At 60.4% G+C, this 23,229-nt stretch carries 15 protein-coding genes; 5 read left to right on the top strand and 10 right to left on the bottom strand.

Translation table 11 applies throughout. From position 1 onward, the window contains the following. Positions 1-93 precede the first annotated feature (93 nt). Genes FX982_RS04315 through FX982_RS04305 form a run of 3 tightly spaced genes read left to right on the top strand, consistent with a single transcriptional unit; the run spans position 94 to position 5,009 of the window. Complete coding sequence (locus FX982_RS04315) at positions 94-1,443, top strand: TolC family outer membrane protein (RefSeq protein ID WP_122536993.1); 1,350 nt, start codon at positions 94-96, stop codon at positions 1,441-1,443. Positions 1,444-1,492: 49 nt separating this feature from the next. Beyond that, entirely contained in the window at positions 1,493-3,646 is a 2,154-nt protein-coding gene (locus FX982_RS04310) for a type I secretion system permease/ATPase (RefSeq protein ID WP_122536950.1), read from the top strand. After that, complete coding sequence (locus FX982_RS04305; RefSeq protein ID WP_122624061.1) at positions 3,636-5,009, top strand: HlyD family type I secretion periplasmic adaptor subunit; 1,374 nt, start codon at positions 3,636-3,638, stop codon at positions 5,007-5,009. Before FX982_RS04310 ends, FX982_RS04305 begins: the two co-directional genes overlap by 11 nt. Positions 5,010-5,203: 194 nt before the next feature. Here the strand turns inward: FX982_RS04305 and FX982_RS04300 are convergent, their stop codons facing one another. The 3 genes from FX982_RS04300 to FX982_RS04290 all read right to left on the bottom strand — a co-directional run bounded on the left by FX982_RS04300 (position 5,204) and on the right by FX982_RS04290 (position 9,609). Continuing rightward, complete coding sequence (locus FX982_RS04300; protein WP_172609781.1) at positions 5,204-5,521, bottom strand: DUF2845 domain-containing protein; 318 nt, start codon at positions 5,519-5,521, stop codon at positions 5,204-5,206. Beyond that, positions 5,521-8,481: a DUF748 domain-containing protein gene (locus FX982_RS04295; RefSeq protein WP_172609780.1), complete on the bottom strand. Its 2,961-nt coding sequence runs from the start codon at positions 8,479-8,481 to the stop codon at positions 5,521-5,523. The genes FX982_RS04300 and FX982_RS04295 overlap by 1 nt, the downstream gene beginning before the upstream one ends. 111 nt (positions 8,482-8,592) lie before the next feature. After that, positions 8,593-9,609, bottom strand: a complete 1,017-nt coding sequence (locus FX982_RS04290) for a class I SAM-dependent rRNA methyltransferase (protein WP_172609779.1) — start codon at positions 9,607-9,609, stop codon at positions 8,593-8,595. A 694-nt stretch (positions 9,610-10,303) separates the two neighbouring features. Between FX982_RS04290 and mgtA the strand changes: the two genes are divergently transcribed. Then, on the top strand, positions 10,304-13,039 hold the full coding sequence (gene mgtA, locus FX982_RS04285) for a magnesium-translocating P-type ATPase (protein ID WP_172609778.1): 2,736 nt from the start codon (positions 10,304-10,306) through the stop codon (positions 13,037-13,039). A gap of 79 nt (positions 13,040-13,118) precedes the next feature. Here mgtA and FX982_RS04280 read toward each other — a convergent pair whose 3' ends face one another. Beyond that, positions 13,119-14,300 (bottom strand): acetyl-CoA C-acetyltransferase, encoded by a 1,182-nt coding sequence (locus FX982_RS04280; RefSeq protein WP_172609777.1) that lies wholly within the window; start codon positions 14,298-14,300, stop codon positions 13,119-13,121. A gap of 321 nt (positions 14,301-14,621) precedes the next feature. Between FX982_RS04280 and FX982_RS04275 the strand changes: the two genes are divergently transcribed. Beyond that, complete coding sequence (locus tag FX982_RS04275) at positions 14,622-15,191, top strand: hypothetical protein (RefSeq protein ID WP_172609776.1); 570 nt, start codon at positions 14,622-14,624, stop codon at positions 15,189-15,191. A 74-nt stretch (positions 15,192-15,265) separates the two neighbouring features. On the opposite strand, the gene pgi is transcribed toward FX982_RS04275, so the two are convergent. The 6 genes from pgi to FX982_RS04245 all read right to left on the bottom strand — a co-directional run bounded on the left by pgi (position 15,266) and on the right by FX982_RS04245 (position 23,216). Further along, on the bottom strand, positions 15,266-16,930 hold the full coding sequence (pgi, locus tag FX982_RS04270; protein ID WP_122623114.1) for a glucose-6-phosphate isomerase: 1,665 nt from the start codon (positions 16,928-16,930) through the stop codon (positions 15,266-15,268). Positions 16,931-17,275: 345 nt separating this feature from the next. Beyond that, a complete protein-coding gene (panC, locus tag FX982_RS04265) occupies positions 17,276-18,127 on the bottom strand; it encodes a pantoate--beta-alanine ligase (protein WP_172609775.1) in 852 nt (283 codons plus the stop codon). Further along, the gene (panB, locus tag FX982_RS04260; RefSeq protein ID WP_122536960.1) at positions 18,124-18,924 is read right to left on the bottom strand and encodes a 3-methyl-2-oxobutanoate hydroxymethyltransferase; all 801 of its coding nucleotides are present in this window, start codon (positions 18,922-18,924) and stop codon (positions 18,124-18,126) included. Before panB ends, panC begins: the two co-directional genes overlap by 4 nt. Before the next feature lie 210 nt (positions 18,925-19,134). Then, positions 19,135-19,617: a 2-amino-4-hydroxy-6-hydroxymethyldihydropteridine diphosphokinase gene (gene folK, locus FX982_RS04255; protein WP_172609774.1), complete on the bottom strand. Its 483-nt coding sequence runs from the start codon at positions 19,615-19,617 to the stop codon at positions 19,135-19,137. A gap of 6 nt (positions 19,618-19,623) precedes the next feature. Next, the gene (locus FX982_RS04250) at positions 19,624-21,021 is read right to left on the bottom strand and encodes a polynucleotide adenylyltransferase PcnB (RefSeq protein ID WP_172609773.1); all 1,398 of its coding nucleotides are present in this window, start codon (positions 21,019-21,021) and stop codon (positions 19,624-19,626) included. 755 nt (positions 21,022-21,776) lie between these two features. Continuing rightward, entirely contained in the window at positions 21,777-23,216 is a 1,440-nt protein-coding gene (locus tag FX982_RS04245; RefSeq protein ID WP_172609772.1) for a sigma-54-dependent transcriptional regulator, read from the bottom strand. Positions 23,217-23,229 lie beyond the last annotated feature (13 nt).

Genomic DNA, 23,229 nt, shown 5'->3' with positions numbered 1-23,229 from the left:
ACTCTCGAAACGATCACTTCAATGGCCATTTTTACGATGCGGCAGTGTGTATTGCTGCATTTTGAACAAGTACGTTCTCGGGAAACCACCAAAATGCGTAAGCACCTTTTCACTGCTGTACCCCTTATCCTTTGTGCCGGCTTCGTTCAGGCCCAAACGCTACAGTCCGCCATGCAGAAAGCCATGGACGAGCATCCCGAGGTGCAGGCCGGCATTAATGCCCGTATCGCGCAGGACTACGCGCTTCGTGCTGCAAAAGGCGGCTACCTGCCGCGTGTCGACGTCACGGCGGGCTACGGCCGGGCCGGTTCCGATACGCCAAGCACCCGTGCCTCGACCGGCCGTCATGACTACCAGACGCTGGACCGCGGTGAAGCGCAAATCCGCCTTCAGCAGATGCTGTTCGATGGCTTCGCAACAAGTAACGAAGTTGCGCGTCAACAAGCCACCGCCAATTCCCGGGGCTATTCGCTGTTGAATACCACCGAACGTACGGCGTTGACTGTTGCACAGGTCTATTTGGATGTACTGACTCAACGTGAAATGGTTCGGCTGGCAGAAGAGAACCTGAAGAGTCACGAACGTATTTACGATCAAATCAAACTTCGCACTTCCCGCGGTGTCGGGCGTATGGCGGATATGGACCAGGCCGATGCCCGTCTGGCACAGGCTCGTAACAACCTGATCACCGAACAGACCAACTTGGCCGACGCTCAGACCAACTACCTGAGTGCCGTTGGTCTGGAAGCTGACCAGCTGGAAGCGCCGTCGCCGTTTGCCATGATGCCCGCCGATCTGAACGAAGCCCGCCGCCAGATGCTCGAGAACAGCCCGGTGCTGCGCTCGGCCGAAGCCGACATCGTTGCCGCTGAAAAGCAGTACAGCTCGGCGCAGTCCAATTATTACCCGCGTTTCGATGCAGAACTGGGCCGCAATGCCGATAACAACATTGGCGGCGACGAAGGCCACAACAATGGCTGGGAAGCCATGGTGCGCATGCGCTTCAACTTGTACGCCGGTGGCAGCAACAAGGCTGACCTGCAGTCCAAGTCGTACCTGTCGAGCCAGGCCCTGGACATCCGCAACAACGCGCTGCGTCAGTTGAACGAAGAACTGGGCCTGGCCTGGAACGCCTACAACAACGCCAACGCCCAGGTGCCGATTGCTCAGCAGTACGTCGAGCGTGCCAACAGCGTTCGTACCTCTTACCAGCAGCAATTCAGTCTGGGAGAGCGTACCCTGCTCGACCTTCTCGACAGCGAGAACGAGTTGTTCACCGCGCAACAGCGTCTGGTGCAACTGAAGAACCTGCAGACGTACACCCAATACCGCATCAAGGCGGACATGGGCACGCTGCTGAAAAGCCAGGGCGTTGTGGCGCCAATGGCATCGGTTGTGCAGAACGACGTCAAACCGACCGTTCAGCTGCCGGGCATGAACTGATTCTTGACGGAGTCAGCTTCTTTTAACCGTTAAGAAAGAGAGTGTCAGCGTGGACTTGGAATTACCTTCGGCTCAATTAGGTCATGATCCACGCAGCCAGCACGACGATCCGCTACTCGACGGGCTGCTGACACTCTGTGCCCTGCATCACAAACCCGCGAGCCGGGCCATGCTGACCACCGGTCTGCCATTGCCCGACCAGCGTTTGAGCCCGGATCTGCTGCCTCGCGCCGCTGCCCGGGCCGGTTTGCAAGGGCGTTTGCTGCAACGCAAGCTCACCCAGATTCCCGAGATCGCATTGCCCGCCTTGCTGCTGCTGAAAGAAGGGCGCTCTGCCGTTCTGCTCGGTTGGGAGGGCGAATCGGCCCGCCTGCTGATCAGCGAAAGCAACGGCGGCGAAGTGCTGATCGAAACCGAAGCGCTGGCGCAGGATTACAGCGGTCGGGTGTTTTTCGCACAACCCCAACATAAATTTGACGTAACCCAGGGCTCGCTCATCCCGCGCGCTCGTTCCTGGTTCAAGGACACCCTCAAGCTGTCTCGCTGGCTTTACGTCGACGCGATCGCTGCCAGCTTTGTGATCAACCTGATCGCTCTGGCTACCCCTCTTTTCGTGATGAACGTCTACGACCGAGTCGTGCCCAACCAGGCCACCGCAACCTTGTGGGTGCTGGCGACCGGTATCTGTGGTGCGTTCCTGTTTGACCTGTTGCTCAAGGGCCTGCGCAGTCTGTGTCTGGACTTGGCCGGCAAGAAAACCGACCTGATCATTTCCGCCACGCTGTTCGAGCGAATCGTCGGCATGGCGATGAAGTTTCGTCCGGCGCGGGTGGGCAGTTACGCCCAGAACATCCATGAGTTTCAGGGCATGCGTGACTTCCTCACGTCGCTGACCCTGACCAGCCTCATTGATCTGCCGTTCACGCTGATCATCCTGCTGGTGATTGCGCTGCTGGGCGGGCATCTGGTGTGGATTCCGATCATCGCCTTCCCGCTGGCGCTGGGCATCGGCCACTTCCTGCAAAAGCCGCTGACGTCCACCCTTGAGCGCACCATGGCATTGGGTGCCGAGCGTCAGTCGAGCCTGATCGAAACCCTCGCCGGCCTCGACGCTGTGAAGGTCAATAACGCCGAAAGCGAGCGTCAGTACCAGTGGGAACACACCATCGGTACCCTCAGCCGCCTGGAATTGCGCGTTAAAGTCCTTTCCGGCCTCGCCATGAACATCACCCTGCTGATTCAGCAACTGGCGGGCGTGGCGATGATCTGCTTCGGCGTTTACATGATCATGGACGGCGTTCTCAGCATGGGCGGCCTCGTGGCCTGCTACATGCTCAGCGGTCGCGCCCTCGGCCCGTTGGCGCAATTGTCCGGCCTGCTGACCCGTTATCAGCAAGCCAAAGTGACCATGGTGTCGGTTGATCAGATGATGGAGCTGCCTCAGGAGCGCAATTTCGACGAGCGTCCGCTCAGCCGTCAGGTCCTGCAAGGCGCCATGGAATTCCGCAACCTTGAGTTCACTTACCCGAACCAGCAGAACCTGGCGCTGCGCAACATCAATCTGGTGATCCGCCCGGGCGAGAAGGTAGGCATCATCGGCCGCAGCGGTTCGGGCAAAAGCTCCCTCGCCAAACTGCTGGTCGGTTTGTATCAGCCGGACGAAGGCTCGCTGCTGGTGGATGGCGTCGACATTCGCCAGATCGACGTCAGCGAAGTGCGCCACAACATCGGCTACGTCGCTCAGGACATTCAGCTGTTGTCGGGCACGCTGCGCGACAACCTGATTTCCGGTGCGCGCTACGTGGATGATGAGATGGTGCTGCAGGCCGCCGAACTGGCCGGCGTGCATGAATTCGCCAGTCTGCATCCCCAGGGCTACGAGCTGCAGGTGGGTGAGCGCGGGCAGAACCTGTCCGGTGGTCAGCGGCAGAACGTCGCCCTGGCGCGGGCCTTGTTGCTCGATCCGCCGATTCTGTTGCTCGACGAACCCACCAGCGCCATGGACAACACCGGCGAAGAACGTTTGAAGCAGCGCCTGCATGGCGTTATCGAGAAAAAGACCGTGATTCTTGTGACACACCGAGCTTCGTTGCTCAGCCTGGTTGATCGCCTGATAGTCATCGACCGCGGCCAGATCGTGGCCGACGGCCCGAAAGCCGCCGTTATGGAAGCGTTGAAGAAGGGGCAGATCAGTGTTGCTTAAGTCAGGTCAAAACTCCGGTGGCGGCATCTTCGGCTACTTCAAAGGCTCGCCGTCGCTGGAAGGCCAGGCACTCCCGGAAGTCAAAAAGGCACTGGTCGACGATGCTCCGCGCATTGTGCGGCTGACCATCTGGGCGGTGATCCTGTTCTTCGTCTTCTTGCTGGTCTGGGCCAACTACGCCGTGATCGATGAAGTGACGAAGGGCGAGGGCAAGGCCATTCCGTCGACCAAGATCCAGAAGATCCAGAACCTGGAAGGCGGCATCGTCGCGCAGATCTACGCCCACGACGGCCAGATCGTCGACGCCGGCGCCCCGCTGATTCGTCTCGATGACACGCGCTTTGCGTCCAACGTCGGCGAGACCGAAGCGGATCGTCTGGCGATGCAACTGCGCGTTGAGCGTCTGAGCGCCGAGGTCGATGACCGTCCCCTGAATATCAGCGCCGAAGCGCGCAAGCTGGTGCCGAATCAGGCGTCCAACGAAGAGTCGCTGTACAAGAGCCGTCGTCAGCAACTGGTCGACGAGATCGGTGGCTTGCAGCAGCAGTTGATTCAGCGTCAGCAGGAATTGCGTGAGTTCGCCTCCAAGCAGGAGCAGTACCGCAGCAGCCTGGGCCTGTTGCGCCAGGAGATCGGCATGTCCGAGCCGTTGGTGTCCCAGGGCGCGGTGTCGCCGGTGGACATCCTGCGGCTGAAGCGTTCCGAGGTGGAAACACGCGGGCAGCTGGACGGCACCACGCTGGCGATTCCTCGGGCACAAGCGGCGATTGCCGAAGTGCAGCGCAAGATCGACGAAACCCGTGGCAAATTCCGCAGCGATGCGCTGACCCAACTGAATGAAGCGCGCACCAACCTTTCCAAAGCGCAGTCGACAGCCAAGGGTCTTGAAGACCGCGTCAACCGTACGATGGTGACGTCGCCGGTGCGCGGCGTGGTCAAGCAGATGCTGGTCAATACCGTGGGCGGTGTTATTCAGCCGGGCAGCGACATTGCCGAAGTTGTGCCGCTGGATGACACTCTGTTGGTAGAAGCGCGCATTCGTCCGCAAGACATCGCCTTCCTGCACCCGGGTCAGGAAGCGATGATCAAATTCACGGCCTACGACTACACGATCTATGGCGGGCTGAAAGGCAAGCTGGAACAGATCGGCGCCGACACCATTCAGGACGAAGAGAAGAAGAACACCTTTTACGTGATCAAACTGCGCACCGACCGCAGCCACCTCGGCACCGATGAGCACCCACTGCTCATCATCCCCGGCATGGTCGCCTCGGTGGACATCATCACCGGCAAGAAAACCATCCTGAGCTACCTGCTCAAACCCGTGCTGAAAGCCCGCGCCGAGGCACTGCACGAGCGTTGATGGCTGATGGTTGATGGCCGGTAGACTGGCCTCTTTCTTTGTAGGACCGGCTTCAGCCGGGAAGGCGTCGGGTGTGGCACCGCAAATGTAGGGTGTCCACGCGGGCCTCTTCCCGGCTAAAGCCGGTCCCACAGACTGACCGCGTGCTTTTTGTGGGACCGGCTTTAGCCGGGAAAGCGTCAGGGCAGGCGCCATCACCTCCCGCGTTTGCTATCGATCCTCACCAAGCGCCCACCTTCGAACCTCAAATACTGGTACATCCCGTTGCTCGGGCCGTAGACCCATTCCTGGACCTGCACCTGATCCACCTGGCGGTAGTGATTGACGGTTTCCTTGTAGCCGATGATGTCCTGGCTGACCGGCTGGCCGCACTTCTGCTGCACTTCAAACATTCGGTCGCCCACGCTGATCAACTGGCTGCCACAGCGCAATGTATCCGCCTGAACAACGCCAACCAGCGCGGTCACACCGAGCACCAACGCCATCCTCGTTATTGCATTCTTCAAAATCATTACTCGCTGTCGAGGTGCAGGGGGCTGATAACGCGGCCGTCTTTTTCTGGCTGGCCAAGGGTGGTGTCGACGAAATACACCCGCTCGTCTGCCAGTTGGCCCTTGTCGACCAGATAGTCCTTGATGCTTCCGGCCCGCGCCTGGCCGAGCTGACGCAGCAGCAGCGCGCTCGAACTCCAGGATTTGAGCACCGCTTCGCGCAGCTTGTTCTGACGCTCTTCCTTGCCCAGATTCACCCACTCGGCTGGCGGCTGTTGCTTCAGACGTGTGCGATAAATGCCCTCGAGCATCGGCGCTTTCTCATCAGCAGGCACGGCCAGATCGCTCGGCTGCGCAGGCACTTTGTCACCGCGGCGCTGGAGAATCTTGTAGTACGTGCTCTGGTATTCGCGCTCCAGTCGTTGCTGGGCAATCAATGGACCGTCGCTGGCCTCAGCGCTGGTGCCTTCAATCTCCAGACGCAATGCCGGCCGCGCTTTCAATCCTGCCGCCAGCTTGTCCAGCGAAGCCATTGCCTCAGGGCTCAACTCATCAGCCCCCGGCGCGAAGGCCACCGTGCCCAAATCCTCCGACCCGCCACCGCCGCTGATCAACCCGCCGATGAATTTGAACGGCGCCGCCGCGGCCTTCACCACCAGATTGCGCAGGGTCTGCCAGACAATCGGCATCACGCTGAACTGCGGATTGTTGAGGTCGCCCGTTACGGGCAACTCGATGGAAATCTTGCCATCGGTATCCTTCAGCAGGGCAATCGCCAGTTTCAACGGAAGATTCACCGCATCCGGGCTGTCGACCTTTTCACCCAGTTGCAGCTGCTCGACGACCACTTTGTTCTCGGCCTTGAGCTGGCCCTTGGTGATCAGGTAGTGCAGATCCAGATTCAAGCGCCCCTTGCGAATACGGTAACCGGCGAACTTGCCGGAGTAGGGCGTCAACGTGGTCAGCTCCACGCGCTTGAAGCTGGTGGCGATGTCCAGGCTCGCCATCGGGTTGAACGGATTCAGCGCGCCCTTGATGGTCACCGGCGCATACCGATCAACCTTGCCATTGATGTTCACCGTTGCCGGTTTGTCCTGGCGGTTGTCCAGCGTGCCGATCTTGCCGTTGAGCTGCTGGACGGCGGTGGCGAAGTTGGGCGTCAGGCTGAAGTCGGCGAAATTGGCCGAGCCATTGGTGATGTTGACCTCGCCAATGCGAATGCCCATGGGCTTTTCGCTGCTGGCGGCAGCCTTGGCTTTCGGCGCGGCAGGCGCCTGATCAGCGGGCTGTGGAATCAGAAGGTCGTCGATATTGGTCGAGCGATCATCGGCGATCATGAAGCGCGCATACGGCTGATCAATGTTGACCGAGGCAATAGTCAGGCTGTCGCCCAACTGGAAATTCAGCCCCTCGACATTCAGCCGCTGCCACTTCACGAAGTCCCGCGACTTAAGCGTGTCGAGGGTGTGCAACTGGTCAACCTGCGCCTTGCCGGTAATGCCCAGCGCCAAGGGCTCGGTGCTTTTCAGGTCCACCGCCAGATCGCTGTTGAGCATGCCGCTGCGCACTTCCAGGCGAATGAAAGGTGTGACGTAGGACTGCGCGACACGCAAGTCGATATCGCGGGTGGTGACATTAAGATTGGCGCGAACCGGCGCCAGATTCACCTCGCCGTCTGCGGTCAGCTTGCCTTGCTTGCCCACGCCGGTGTCGAGCTTGAGTTTGAAGGGCGACTTGTTGAGGCTGTCGAAGCCGGTCAGGTCCAGATTCAACGGGCCGACGTCAATGGCGACAGGCTCTTTCGGCACTTTGTCGGCGAGATGAATGCGGTAGTCGCGCAGCTGCGTATCGCCCAGCAACACCTGCCAGGGTTTGCTCGGCGCCGCCGGCTTGGCGCTGGCGGTGGTTTCCGTACTGGTAGCAGTGGCGGGCTGCTGTTTTTCAGCCTCAACCTTTTTCGCCTGCGATTTAGAAGGCTGACTGGCAAACAACTTCTGCCAGTCCAGCTCACCGTCCGACTCCCTTGTCGCCCAGGTTTCGAGGCCTTCACTGCGAATTTTGCCGACGCTCACCAACTGCTTGGCCAGATCGATCGACGTCTCGCTCACGCTCAGTTTTTTCAGGCGGGCCAGCGGTCTGCCGTCCGGGGCATCAATGGCGAAGGGCGCGACACTCAGGGACGTCTTGTCCAGCAACAGCTCGGTTTCCTTGGCCAGACTGAGTTTGTAATGGGTATCGAAATTCAGCACGCCGTCTTTGAGCACCAGCGGCAGCGCGTCGCGCACGTAGGGCCACCAGACTTCCATCTTGCCGTCGGTGATTTTTAGCGTGCCTTCGGACGAGATGGGCACAAGGCTGATGCGCCCGACCCAATCGATCTGACCGCCGTTAGGTCCGGCGGCAACTAGGGTCATGTCGGCGTTGTCTTCCGGCAGCGTGCTGAGGTTTTTGAGTTCGAAATTCAGCGCGTCGTAGAGAAACTCGATGGGCTCGCTGGGGCGCATGTCCTGGAAATGCACGTAGCCGTCGGCCAGCTTGATCTCGCCGATGCGCAGCGGAAACGGTTTGCTTGGAGGCTCGTCGGGTTTTGCAGGTTCGCCGGCGGGCAGCTTGAACAGGCCGGCCAGGTTGAGCGTGCCGTCCTTGGCGAACAGCAGCTCGGTCTTGGGTTTATCGAGTTCGACGGCCTTGAGGTGCAGGGCCTTGGTCCACAGGCTGTCGATTTGCAGATTGGCGTAAAGCCGTGCGAAACCGATTTGCTCCTTGCCCGGCACTCCGATGTTCAGGCCCCAAAGGGTGACTTCCAGGCTGTAGGGATTGAGTTCGAGGCGGTCGAGCCTGGCCGGCACTGTGCTGTAATTGGCCAGCTGTTGATTGATGATTCGCACTGCGACGCCTGGCAGGATCAGAAACCCCAGCACGCTGTAGATGGCGAAGACGGCCAGCAGGGCGCCGATGGCGCGTTTCAATCCTTTGGGCATGTAAGTCGCCGACTCTCTCGATGGGAGGTCCTTGGAGTATGGCACGCCAATCTGGTTCCGAATCCAGTCGCTTCAATCCTTGTGGGAAATTTCCTTAGGCCCGTTTGAGCATCACAGCTGCAAGATCAATGTCTTGAGCGGGGGCTGTTGATCCTGTGACGGAAAGTCGGCGTCCGGGGTCAGCACCTGGCAGTCGCGCACGGGTCGGCCAATCTTGCTCGCGCAACGCAGCACTTGCTCGCGCCAATCGTCCAGGCTGACCTTCGCCAGGTTGTTGCAGCAGATCAGCACGCCATCTTCAGCGGTGGTCAGCAGCGCGGGTTTCAGCAGGCTTTGGTAATCGCGCAGCAGGTCAACCGTGCCGAAGGCGCTCTTGGCCCAGGCCGGCGGATCCAGCAGGACCAGATCATACTGGCGTTGCTCAAGGCGGACGTAGCTCGGCAGTTTGTGGCCGCGACGGGAAGCGATCGGCAGCCCGGCCAGTTGGCGAATGGCCGGGAAATAATCGGACTGGACGAACTGCATGGTCGGCAGCTGCGGATTGAGCAGGCCGTTCTCGCGCCCGACGGCCAGGTTGCCCTCGGCGAAATCCAGGTTGCACACCTCGCGCGCGCCACCCGCCGCCGCGCTCAGGCCGACGCCGCAGGTATAGGCGAACAGGTTGAGCACGCTCTTGCCGGCGGCATGTTGCTTGACCCAGCCCCGGGCGTTGCGCAGGTCGAGAAACAGCAGCGGATCCTGCCCGGCATGACGACCGCGCACTCGGTAATTCAGGCCCCATTCGTGGCCGACCAGATCGGCGAGCGCTGCGTCGTCGGCTTTGTAGATCGGGTCAGTTCGGTCGACGCGCGAGTTGCCCTGGGAGCGGTCGTTGTAGACCAGCAGCAGTTCCAGACCCAGCCGTGCATTGACGGCAGTATGCAGCGCCAGCAGCGAATCAAGGTCCAGGCTGTTGTGGAAACTCTGCACCAGCAGCTGCGGGCCATAGCGGTCGACCGTCAACCCGCTCGCGCCTTCCTGGCTGCCGTGGAACAGGCGATAACAGTCGGTGCCTTGGGCGTGCAGTTCCGCGAGCAGGGGTTGACGATTATCGAGGGCGACGCTGAGCGCCTGATTCAACGAAGACATGCTCGGCCTTGGGGCAGGAATGAGGGCGTGCGAGTTTATCAGCAAGGCATTGCCGGGTGTGACTGACGCTGCGGACACCTGCAGGGCGGGCTTGCCGGTGATGACGCTGCTACTCAACTGTAGGAGTGAGCTTGCTCGCGATTGCGGCGTTTCAGACGACATCTTCTTCGCGGACACATCGCAATCGCGAGCAAGCTCACTCCTACAAGGGGCGTCATCCCCCGGTTCCTGAACCTTCCCTGAAGACATCCGCAATAACCCTGACACCCCCCGTACTGGCGATTTACTCTCATAAAACCCGGGCGTATTCTTCGCCCGTTTTCAACCAATGCGGAGACCCACAGTGGGTACTTGTTCGAGTGACAGACGTCAGCCGGTGATAACGACCGGCCAATCCTCGGCCCGATAACGCGCAGTCTTTTCACTGCCGCTATCTCGCCGACAACGTGAGAAGCGGCAGTGCCAGCGGATTCTGATCAGAGCCCGCTTTCCTGTCCTTTCCCTGACGCCCAATCCTGCGTGATGACCGACGCGTCCGTCGTTCGTCTGCGCATCGGACGCGCGTGGCATTTTTGCTGCGCGGGCCAGCCTGCGGTGCCTGCTCATCAATGAGCGCGGCGCCTGAGGCTTGCCGTACCCGCTCCAGGTTCCTGTGCTTTCAGCTCCAGCAGCCTTCAGTCCAGGGGACATAACCATGAAGTACACCCTCCTGAAAGAATTCCTCGCCGACTTCGTCCGCACTCGCAAACTCGGCCGGCACTTTCGTCGGCTGGCGACGCTCGACAGCGTGACCGACGCCACCGTCAGCCGCGAAGTGCCGCCCACCCTGGCGCAAACCCTGACCCGGGGCGCCAGCAGTGATGTGCCTGAATTGCTCGCGCGCCTGCGCAGCGACGCCGACGGTCTCACCGAAACCGAAGCGCACGAGCTGCGCGAGCAACACGGCCTTAACGAAGTCGAGCACGAACAGCCGCTGCCATGGTGGGTGCACCTGTGGCACTGCTACAAAAACCCGTTCAACCTGCTGCTGACCCTGCTGGCGTTCATCTCGTGGCTGACCGAAGACATGAAAGCCGCCACGGTGATTTTCTCCATGGTCGTGCTCTCCACACTGCTGCGTTTCTGGCAGGAGGCGCGCTCCAATCAGGCTGCCGACGCGCTGAAGGCGATGGTCAGCAACACCGCGACCGTCATGCGCCGCGCCGACAGCACGTTCGACATTGCCGATAACGCAAAGCAAAAACGCGTTGAGCTGCCGATCAAGCAACTGGTACCGGGCGACCTGATTGTGCTGTCTGCCGGCGACATGATCCCTGCGGACTGCCGCGTGCTTATCGCGAAGGACCTGTTCGTCAGCCAGGCCGCGATGACCGGCGAATCCATGCCGGTGGAGAAATTCGCGCGGCGTCAGGACGCCGACACGGGCAACCCTCTGGACTTGGAAAACATTCTGTTCATGGGCACCAACGTAGTATCCGGCGCGGCGACGGGCGTCATTCTGGCCACCGGCAACAACACCTATTTTGGGGCGCTGGCGCAGCGGGTCAGTGCCACCGACCGCGCGCCGACCTCGTTTCAGGCCGGGGTCAATAAAGTGAGCTGGCTGCTGATCCGCTTCATGTTCGTGATGGCGCCGCTGGTGCTGTTTATCAACGGCTTCACCAAGGGCGACTGGATGGAAGCGCTGCTGTTCGCGCTGTCCATCGCTGTCGGCCTGACCCCGGAAATGCTGCCGATGATCGTCACTTCGACGCTGGCCAAGGGCGCGGTGTTTCTGTCGCGCAAGAAAGTCATCGTCAAGCGCCTCGACGCCATCCAGAACTTCGGCGCCATGGACGTGCTGTGCACCGACAAGACCGGCACGCTGACTCAGGACAAGATTTTTCTCGCACGCCATGTCGACGTCTGGGGCGACGAGTCCGACGACGTTCTGGAAATGGCCTACCTCAACAGCTACTACCAGACCGGCCTGAAAAATCTGCTGGACGTCGCGGTGCTGGAGCACGTCGAGATTCACCGCGAGCTGCAAGTCGGCACCGCGTTCAGCAAGGTCGATGAGGTCCCGTTCGACTTCAATCGCCGGCGCATGTCGGTGGTGGTGCAACAGCAGCGCGAGCCGCATCTGCTGATCTGCAAAGGCGCGCTGGAAGAAGTGCTGAGCGTGTGCAACCGCGTGCGTCATGGCGATGCCGAAGAAGCGCTGACGCCTGAACTGCTCGAGCGCATTCTGAACGTCACCGCTGCGTTCAACGAAGAAGGCCTGCGCGTTGTGGCGGTGGCGGCGCGCGCCATGGAAGCCGGTCGTGACACCTACGGCCTGGCTGACGAAAGCGACCTGACCCTGATCGGTTATGTGGCGTTTCTCGATCCACCGAAGGAAAGCACGGCGCCTGCACTCAAGGCACTGGCCGAGCATGGCGTGGCGGTGAAAGTGCTCACCGGCGACAACGAGCGCGTCACCGCGAAAATCTGTCGCGAAGTCGGTCTGGAACGTCAGGGCCTGCTACTGGGCGGTGATATCGAACGCATGAGCGACGCTGAACTGGCGGTCGCTGTAGAGACCACCAACGTGTTTGCCAAACTGACGCCTTCCCACAAGGAGCGCATCGTTCGGCTGCTCAAGGCCAACGGGCACGTGGTGGGTTTCATGGGCGACGGCATCAACGACGCGCCTGCACTGCGCACCGCCGACATCGGTATTTCCGTGGACACCGCGGTGGACATCGCCAAGGAAGCCGCCGACATCATTCTGCTGGAGAAGAGCCTGATGGTGCTGGAGGAGGGCGTGCTGGAAGGGCGCCGGACCTTCGCCAACATGCTCAAGTACATCAAGATGACGGCCAGTTCCAATTTCGGCAACGTGTTCTCGGTGCTGGTCGCCAGTGCGTTCATCCCGTTTCTGCCGATGCTGCCGATGCACCTGCTGGTGCAGAACCTGCTGTACGACATTTCTCAGATCGCCATTCCCTTCGATAACGTCGATGAGGAGTTGCTGAAAAAGCCTCAGCGCTGGCAGCCCGCGGACGTAGGACGCTTCATGCTGTTCTTCGGGCCGATCAGCTCGATCTTCGACATCACCACGTTCGCGGTCATGTGGTACGTGTTCGGCGCGAACACGCCGGAGCATCAAACCCTGTTTCAGTCGGGATGGTTTGTCGTCGGCCTGCTGACGCAGGCGCTGATCGTACACATGATCCGCACGCCGAAAATCCCCTTCTTGCAAAGCCGCGCGGCGATGCCGTTGATGGTGATGACCGGAGTGATCATGGCCGTCGGCATCTTCCTGCCGATGGGCCCGCTGGCGCACTACTTCAAGCTCCAGGCGCTGCCCCCGCTGTACTTCGCCATCCTGCCGCTGATCCTGATCGCCTACGTGGCGCTGACCCAGGCGGTGAAGGGCTTCTATGTGGGCAAGTTTGGGTGGCAGTGATTGCATGTGACGCAGGTCCCACTGACTGACCACGTGCTTTTAGTGGGACTGGTCCTACACCTGCGTCTCGGTCAGGCTCTTATGACCGGGCCAACGCCAGCGCTACGCCTTGTCCGCCACCAATGCACAGCGTCGCCAATCCTTTCTTCGCGTCGCGTTTGATCATTTCGTGGAGCAGGGTCACCAGCACGCGGCAGCCCGACGCGCCGATCGGGTGGCCGATGGCGATAGCGCCGCCGTTCACGTTGACCTTGTTCATGTCCCAGCCCAGCTCTTTGCCAACCGACAAGGACTGCGCGGCGAAGGCTTCGTTGGCTTCGATCAGATCCAGCGCCTCCAGCGACCAACCCGCCTTGTCCAGGCAGCGGCGGGTGGCGCTCACCGGGCCGATGCCCATGATTGCCGGGTCTACGCCGGCATTCGCGTAAGCGGCAATCCGCGCCAGCACTGGCAAGCCCAGTTCTTCTGCTTTCCGGGCACTCATCAGAATGACCGCGGCCGCACCGTCGTTCAGCGATGACGCATTACCTGCCGTGACCGAGCCGTCCTTTTTGAACGCTGGCTTGAGCTTGCCCAGGGATTCAGCGGTGGTGCCCGCACGCGGCTGCTCGTCGGTGGCGAAAGACAGCGGGTCGCCCTTGCGCTGGGGAATCAGGATCGGGGTGATTTCATCCACGAAGCGCCCGGCCTCGATGGCAGCAGCGGCTTTCTGTTGCGACGCCGCCGCAAATGCATCCTGTGCCTCACGGCTGATGGCGTATTTATCGGCCAGGTTCTCAGCCGTGATGCCCATGTGGTAATCGTTGAACGCGTCCCACAGGCCATCGCTGATCATCGTGTCGACCATCGTCGCATGGCCCATGCGCAAGCCGGTTCGCGCGCCCGGCATCACATAGTTGGACAGGCTCATGCTTTCCTGGCCGCCAGCAATGATCACCTCAGCATCGCCGCAACGAATCGCCTGCGTGCCCAGATGGAGCGCCTTGAGGCCCGAGCCGCAGACCTTGTTCAGCGTCATGGCCGGCACTGTGAACGGCAAACCCGCCTTGATCGCCGCCTGGCGTGCAGGGTTCTGGCCTGCGCCTGCGGTGAGCACCTGACCCATGATCACCTCATCGACCAGCGCACCGTCCAGACGCGTCTGTGCCAGCAGTTGACGGATGACGGCAGCGCCGAGATCCACTGCAGGAATATTCGCCAAAGAACCCTGGAAACTGCCCACCGCTGTGCGGGTAGCGGCAACGATTACAACGTCTTGCATGGTGCGAATCCTCAGTGGTGTAGGACATGGCGCCGGACCGGATGTAAAGAGGCTAAACAGAGAGGGCAGGCCGCCGCATCAAGGGAAGCATGGTTGCATGAATGACGATGATAATTTAAGCCCTTTGTCGCCTAAACCCCATCATAACGGTGCGCAGGCCACCGTCATCCCGCGACCGACTGCGGATCCTTCCTACAGAAACATATGACAGGGTGTGTCTCTAGTTCCCACGCAAATCCGGGAAGGGGCTGATTTTCGTTGAAGGTGAAGGCAGTGACAATCGCCGGCCATTTCAGCGTCCACGTCCCAGGAGACCCTCTTTTGCCTAACAACAATCATGGCGATCAAAGCGGCGACAACAGCCTGAACGTAGGCGTCGGCGATTTCCGTGGCGCCAACGTAAACATCAGTCACAACGAGCGTTCCACGTTCACCCCTGAGCAATTGCACATTAAGCGCCATTCGGCATTTGGCGGCCGCAGCGTTGACAGCAGCAACGTCTCTGTCTTTGGGGGCATCACGGGTGTCGCCAGTCTGATCGGGCTGTACTTCACTCTGTTCCAGCCGCCATTGGGCGGACAAAGCTCGTGGTCAACGTTCTTCATGTTTTCATTCATCGTTGCCGTCATGGCCGTTGCCATGTCAGCCGTGCTGCGTCGACGCAAATTCGAGCATTTCTTCGGCTCGCGGCACTATATCGAAATCAGCCAGGCTGGACGGCTGCGGGTGAATCGCCTCACCGCGCAATGTCCTTGGTGTGGCTCATTGATGCATCTGCGTCGCGTCGGCCCCAAGGAAGGGGCACGTGACGATCAATTCATCTGCGTGCGCAATCCGGCACAGCACACCATTCAGCTTGATCCGACGGTGCTTCCCGACATAGAAGACTGAGCAGCCTGAACGCACGAAACCCGCTGCCTCGTGGGAGAGGGCAGCGGGTTTCGCGTGTGTTACAGGAAGGCAGATCAGCCGCGGTGACGACCGCGGAAATAGTTGATCAGGCCCTGGGTCGAAGCGTCTTCAGCAATCGTTTCGTCGGTGCCGACGAGGCGGCTGTAAACGCCTTTGCCCAGTTCTTTACCCAGCTCAACACCCCATTGGTCGAAGGCGTTCGTGCCCCAGACCACGCTTTGCACGAACACCTTGTGCTCGTACATCGCGACCAGTGCGCCCAGGCGGCGAGGGCTGATGCGCTCCACGACAATGGTGTTGCTCGGACGATTGCCCGGAATGACCTTGTGCGGCGCGACACGCTGCACTTCCTCTTCCGGTACGCCCTTGGCCCGCAGTTCGGCTTCCGCTTCGGGGCGGGTTTTACCCTGCATCAACGCCTGGCTCTGGGACAGGCAGTTGGCGTACAGCCACTGGTGGTGGTCGGACACCGGGTTGAAGCTGACGATCGGCACGATGAAGTCGGCCGGGATCATTTGCGTGCCTTGGTGCAGCAACTGGTGGTAAGCATGCTGACCGTTCGCGCCAACGCCACCCCAGATGACCGGGCCCGTGTCGGTTTTGACTGGCACGCCGTCCTGGCGAACGCTCTTGCCGTTGGATTCCATGTCCAGCTGCTGCAAGTGCTTGGTGATGTTGCGCAGGTAGTGGTCGTACGGCAGGATCGCGTGGCTTTGCGCGCCCCAGAAGTTGCCATACCAGATACCCAGCAAGCCCAGCAGCACCGGCATGTTCTCTTCGAACTCGGCGTTCTGGAAGTGCTGATCCATGGTGTAGGCGCCGGACAACAGCTCCTTGAAGTTCGACATGCCGATCGCCAGCGCAATCGGCAGGCCGATGGCCGACCACAGCGAATAGCGGCCACCGACCCAGTCCCACATCGGGAAGATGTTTTCTTCACGAATCCCGAAAGCAACCGCTGCGGCGTTGTTGCTCGACACAGCGATGAAGTGGCGATACAGCTCGGCTTCGGACCCGCCCTGGGCGAGGTACCAGGCGCGGGCAGCAGTGGCGTTCTTCAGGGTTTCAAGAGTGGTGAACGTCTTCGACGAAACGATGAACAACGTGGTTTCGGCGCGCAGCTTCTGAGTCAGCTCGTGTAGCTCGGTGCCGTCGATGTTCGCCAGGTAATGGCAACGAACGCCTTTCTGTGCGTAGGACAGCAGCGCCTCGGACACCAGCTCAGGACCGAGGAACGAGCCGCCGATCCCGATATTGACCACGTCAGTGATCGGCTTTTCGGTGTAGCCACGCCACAGACCGTCGTGGATGCGACCGACCAGATCAGTGATCTGGTTCAGCACCTTGTGCACTTCCGGCATCACGTTGACGCCGTTGACCAACAGCTTGTCGCCCACCGGACGACGCAGTGCGGTGTGCAGCGCAGGGCGCCCTTCCGAAGCGTTGACCAGTTCGCCGTCGTACTGCGCCTTGATGGCTTCTTTCAAACCGACTTCATTGGCCAGGTTGACCAGCAACTGACGGGTCTCGGCGGTAATGAGGTTCTTCGAGTAGTCGAGAAACAGACCGGCACTGCTGAGCGTGAATTCGTCGAAACGCTTCGGGTCTGCGTTGAACGCGTCGCGCATGCTGAAATTCTGCATCGCTTCGCGGTGATCGTTGAGCGCCTGCCAGGCGGGCAGGGTAGTGACGTCATGAGGAGTGCGGTAGTACGCCATCGCTGCGGGTTTCCTTGTACTTGAACTGCCTTTTGGACACTGAAAAGCAGGATTGGACATGAATTCGTGGGCGGATCAGAGACTAGTCCCCGGCAACGCCGATGTCTGCGCCCTGCTTTACCTTTGCTCGGTACTTTTTCTCACAGAGTAGAGCTGCCGGTCTGACACGAACTGTATCGGTATGGCATTGCGGGTGTGGCTAAGTTCATCGCCAGCACCCTGCGAAGGCCAAGGCCTGCGCTGCACAATCGGTTTCGCGCCCTGAGCATAGGCGCAGATGGTCATCCGATCACGTGACTTTTGCTTTACACGAGCCCCGGCGCATCCATCAGCCGGGTGGGCAGGTTATTCCTTGACCAGATGCAGGTTGTCGATCAGGCGCGTCTTGCCCATGAACGCCGCGCCCAGCACCACCAGATCACGATCATCCGGGGTCGCAGGGCGCAGGCTCACTGCATGGCGAATTTCCAGGTAATCAGGCCGGAAGCCCGCTGCTTCGAGGTCTTTCACGCCATCGCTGATCAGCTGCTGATGATCCTGCTCGCCATTCTGCAATGCCGTGCCGATCTGTTTGATCACGCGGTACAACGCAGGTGCTGCCGTGCGCTGGTCTTCAGTCAGGTAGCCATTGCGCGACGACAGGGCCAGGCCATCGGCGGCACGCACGGTGGGTTCGCCGATGATTTGAATGGGCATGTTCAGGTCACGCACCAGTGCGTTGACGACGGCCAGTTGCTGGAAATCCTTCTGACCAAAAATCGCGATGTCCGGCTGCACCATGTTGAACAGTTTGCTGATCACCGTCGATACGCCGTCGAAATGGCCAGGACGGCTGCCGCCACACAGACCTTCGGACACCACCGGGACGCGCACGATGGTCTGGTCAGCCATGCCATGGGGATACATTTCTTCGACCGTCGGCGTAAACAGCAAATGGCAACCGGCCTGAAGCAATTGCTCCTGATCGGCAGCCAGAGTACGGGGGTACGACGCCAGGTCTTCGTTGGGACCAAACTGCAGCGGGTTGACGAAGATGCTGGCGATTACAAAATCAGCGCGTTGAACGGCTTTGGTCACCAAAGCGATATGGCCGCTGTGCAGGTTGCCCATGGTGGGTACCAGAGCGATGCGTTTGCCTTCGCTGCGAGCGCGAGCGACGACGGCCCGCAGTTCGCGAACGGTTTTAACTGTGTTCATGCCGAGAATCCGTGTTCTGGGGCGGGGAAGCTGACGTCCTTGACCGCGCTGACGTAGGCGGCGATCGCCGACTGAATGTCCGGCTGACCGGCCATGAAGTTCTTCACGAACTTGGGCACGCGGCCGGTAATCGATAGCCCGAGCATGTCATGAAGCACCAGCACCTGACCGTCGGTGGCGCTGCCGGCGCCGATCCCGATCACCGGAATCTTTACCGCGTGGGTGATTTCCTGGGCCAGCTCGCTCGGCACGCACTCCAGCAGGATCATCGCGGCGCCGGCCTGCTCAAGGGTAATCGCGTCGGCCCGCATCTGCCGCGCCTGCGACTCCTGACGACCCTGCACTTTATAGCCGCCCAATACGTTGACCGCCTGAGGCGTCAAACCCATGTGTGCACAGACGGGCACGCCGCGTTCGGCGAGCAGCCGGATCGAGTCGGCGAGCCACGCTGCGCCTTCGATCTTGACCATGTGTGCGCCTGCCTGCATCAGCGTGGCGCTGTTGGCGAAGGTCTGCTCGGGCGTGGCATAGGACATGAACGGCAAATCCACCAGAATCAGCGCGCCCTGGTTACCGCGTTTGACGCCGGCCACGTGGTACGCCATTTCAGCGGTGGTGACAGGCAGCGTGCTGTCGTGGCCTTGAAGGACCATGCCCAGCGAGTCGCCGACCAGCAGCACTTCCACACCGGCCTGGCTGGCGGTGTGGGCAAAAGTAGCATCGTAGCAGGTCAGCATGGTGATTTTTTCACCTTTCTGCTTCAGGGCCAGCAGGGACGTAACGGTGATATCGGGCATGGAAAGTCCTCATTCAGGCGCTGTGAATACTGCGGCGAGCAACGCGTGATTCATCTTGGGAGGCAGGCACATCGTCGTTTCGCGATGTTTGCAACGGCCTGATCCGCGCCTTGTGGCCGGTCGTCCGGCTTTGGGACGCTTATCTTCGTGAGGAGGGGGCGGGAAGTCAATTCCGGGTGTTGCCGGTTTCAACGTGCCCGCAGAACGGCGTCAGTTCGGCAATCGCTCCAGGCCTTCGAACGGGCACTGGGCAAGCAAATCATTCAGCGCGCGGCCATCGGCGAAGGTGATGCCCGGCGCCAGCTCGGCCAGTGGATACAGCACAAACGCGCGCACCTGCATCTGGTAGTGCGGCACCTTCAGGCGCGGCTCATCGATGAGGCGATCGCCGAACAGCAAGATATCGAGGTCCAGCGTGCGCGGCCCCCAGCGTTCAAGGCGCTCGCGGCCCTGATCGTTTTCGATGCCTTGCAAGGCGTCGAGCAGTGCCATCGGGGGGAGCGAGGTATCGATCGCAGCGACTGCATTGGTGTAACGCGGCTGACCCGGCAACAGCGAGTCGCTGACATAAAAAGCGGAAACGCCTGACAGGCTGCTCTGCGGCAACAGGCACATAGCCTTGATCGCTTCGCGCAACTGTTCGGCGGGGTCGGCCAGGTTACTACCCAGGCCGACGTAAACGCGCTCGATCATCGGCTGTTATTCCGCCCCGTCGACGCCGGCGCGTTTGCGCTTGCCGCTGCTGCTGCGACGACGTTTGCGCGGGCCCTGGCCCGTGGCGTCGGGCTTGCTGCCCAGGTCACGAATCATGTCACGGCGTCCGGAATCGTTGGCGTCCTGATAGTCCGTCCACCATTCACCCAGCCCGTCGGTTTCTTCGCCAGCCAATTCGCGCAGCAGCAGGAAGTCGTAGCCGGCACGGAAGCGCGGGTTTTCCAGCAGCAGGTCCGCACGCTTGCCCGAGCGGCGCGGCAGACGTTCCTGCATGTCCCAGATTTCGCGGATCGGCATGGTGAAGCGTTTCGGGATTGCGATCCGCTGGCACTGTTCGGTGATCAGTTCGTGAGCCGCTTCCTGCATGGCCGGAATCGGCGGCATGCCGCGCTCTTGCAGACGCAGCACACGGGCGGGCAGGGCAGGCCACAACAATGCGGCAAACAGGAACGCTGGCGTGACCGGTTTGTTCTGCTTGATGCGCAGATCGGTGTTGGCCAACGCCTCGCTGATCAGCGTGTGGGTGTAGGTCGGGTTGTATTCCAGTGCTTTGGAACTGGCCGGGAACAGCGGCTCGAACAGTTCGAGATCGACGAGCATTTCGAACGTCGCCTCGGCGTAACCCGAGAGGAACAGCTTCAGCACTTCTTCAAACAGGCGCGCCGACGGGATGTCGCGCAGCATCGGCGCTAAAGGGCGAATTGGCGTGGCGCTGTGCTTCTCGATACCGAAATCCAGCTTGGCGGCGAAACGCACGGCCCGCAGCATGCGCACCGGGTCTTCCTTGTAACGCTGCTGTGGATCACCGATCAGACGAATCAGGCGATTGCGGATGTCGTGTACGCCGTTGGCATAATCGAGAACGCGCTCGGTGACCGGATCGTAATACAGAGCATTGATTGTGAAGTCGCGACGCTGTGCATCGTCTTCAAGGGTGCCGTAAACGTTGTCACGCAGAATGCGCCCGCTCTCGTTGCGCGAAGACTGGTTGCTGTCTTCGTCTTCGTCGTCGATCGGGTGATTGGCGCGGAAGGTCGCGACTTCAATGATTTCACGGCCGAAATGGATGTGAACCAGCTTGAAGCGGCGGCCGATGATACGGGCGTTGCGAAACTCGGCGCGGATCTGCTCGGGCGTGGCGCTGGTGGCGACGTCGAAATCCTTTGGCGTGATGCCGAGCATCATGTCTCGGACGCAACCGCCGACCAGATAAGCTTGGTAGCCAGCGGTCTGCAGGCGCTCGACGATGTTCACCGCATAGCGGCTGAATTGATTGCGTTGCAACGAGTGCTGGCTGCTACTGAGCACCTCAGGCGTTGTGCGCACGTGTTGCTGCGGCTTGCGCAGTGGGGAACGGAATGACTGGAACAGCTTCTTCAGCATGGGAGGCACTGTTTGAAGGAATATTCGGCCAATTTCGAAGAGTGACCGCACGATGGGCGGGGATTCTAGCATTTAGTCGGGGGATGGTGTAGGAGGCAGCGCGATGGGTGCGTGGGGGTACTGAATGCGCGGCGTGGCGCGGGGTGTCGAGCAGGAGAGGGGTTTAGTGCGGATGCTACTGGGGGAGCCGAAGCTCCCCCAAAGTGCGTGCTCTTATTTTTATTGTCTGATGGGCTTTTTATTTTTGTTGACCGCCCAATTCACGGCTTTCGCCTGTGAAACCTCCCAATCGGGAGTCAAGAGCAAACGGATTGCTTTGGTCGCTGTGCGGCAGTGATCTGTCGATCCAACCAGTTCAGGCTCTACCTAAGGGTAGTTTTTGTTGTTCTCGGCCTGGTTGCGGGACAAGTCCCAAATGCAACGCCTCTCCAAAAGAATCAGTTAGCTGCGCCTCCGCCGTGTTGTTCTTGTTATGCGTGAGTCGATTCGTCTTGTTTTTATTATGTTGGTGTTTCGGGTGACTGATTTTTGTTGTTCTTGTACGAATACCTATAGCAGTACCTGTGCCAACTTTTGCAAAAATCGCTACAGGCCACTGAATCCAAGGGTGTGGCAAATTGACGCTATTCAGTGCGGACGAAAAAAACCGGGGGTTCGTTACCGTACGCCCCGGTTTTGTTACGTCACCTTTCAGGAGGTAACAGTTGTTTCACATTGCCCGTAACCCGCGTGCCAGAGCCTGCGCGACGGCTTGCTCAGGTTTCGCTTGCCACTCCGGTCTTGCGTCGGGGGATGCCGAGGCGCTGCCGACGCTCCCACAGGCACTTGCGGCTGACGCCGAGCTTGCGAGCGAGTTCTGTCTCGGTCATGTGGTCCTGATGCTCCAGAACGAAATGCTGGAAATAGTCTTCCAGCGACAAGTCTTCCGTCGGCTCGCCAGCCGTGGAACTCGACGAGCTTGACGTCTGTGGCGCAAGGCCGATGAACTCGTTGACGTCGAGGTCGCTCAACTCGATATCGATGCCTAGCAGCTCTGCGGAGATGTCCGGGCTTTCGCACAGGATTACCGCGCGCTCGACCGCGTTCTCCAGTTCCCTCACGTTGCCTGGCCACGAATAGTGTCGGATCGCGTGCTCCGCATCTGGCGCAAACCGCAGGTCGTTACGCCCGGCCTTGAGGCTTTGCCGCGCCAGAAACGCATTGGCGATTTCGTTAACGTCCGCGCCGCGTTCACGCAATGCGGGCAGCTTCAACGCGATCACGTGAAGGCGGTAGTACAAGTCCTCGCGGAATTGGCCGACTTTGGCCAGGCTCTTGAGGTCGCGGTGAGTCGCTGCAATCAGGCGCACGTCGACTTTCTGCGATTGCACCGAGCCCACGCGGCGAATTTCGCCTTCTTGCAAGACGCGCAGAAGCCTCGCCTGAGCTTCCAAGGGTAGCTCGCCGATCTCGTCGAGGAAGAGGGTGCCACCGTCCGCTGCCTCAACCAGACCGGCACGCCCCGCGCTGGCGCCAGTGAACGCGCCCTTTTCGTGGCCGAACAGCTCGGACTCGATGAGGGATTCCGGGATCGCTGCGCAGTTGACCGAAATCATCGGCGCCTTGGCGCGACGGGACAGATTGTGCAGCGCGCGCGCCACCAATTCCTTGCCCGTACCGGACTCGCCCTGAATCAGCACGTTGGAGTCAGTCGGCGCGACTTTGCGGATCTTGCTGTACATGTCCTGCATTGGCGGGCAGGAGCCGATGATGCCGATCTCGCCGTTACTGTTGTCCGGACCAGATTTGTCACCGGTCACGGTTTTTGCGGTAGCGGCGCGTTCGGCCTGCATGCTTTGCAGCGTCTGGCGATCACGCAGGATACGCGAGACGGCCTGAAGCATTTCGTCGTGGTCGAAGGGTTTGGCGATGTAATCCACCGCGCCCATTTTCATCGAATCCACGGCCGAGCGCAGGCTGGCGTAACTGGTCATGATCAGCACCGGCTTGCCCTGGCCGAGCTTGATCAGCTCTGTGCCAGGCGCGCCGGGCAGGCGTAAGTCGCTGACGATCAGGTCAAACGAGGGGATGCTGAAACGTTCCTGAGCTTCCTGCACGGACCCGGCTTCGCTGACTTGGTACTGATTGCGTTCCAGCAGTCGACGCAGGGCGGAGCGGATGATGGTTTCGTCTTCCACGATCAAAATGTGAGGCATTGATTCGGTTCTC

This window comes from Pseudomonas graminis (assembly GCF_013201545.1).
GTDB lineage: Bacteria > Pseudomonadota > Gammaproteobacteria > Pseudomonadales > Pseudomonadaceae > Aquipseudomonas.
This window is presented reverse-complemented; position numbering and strand designations above follow the sequence as displayed.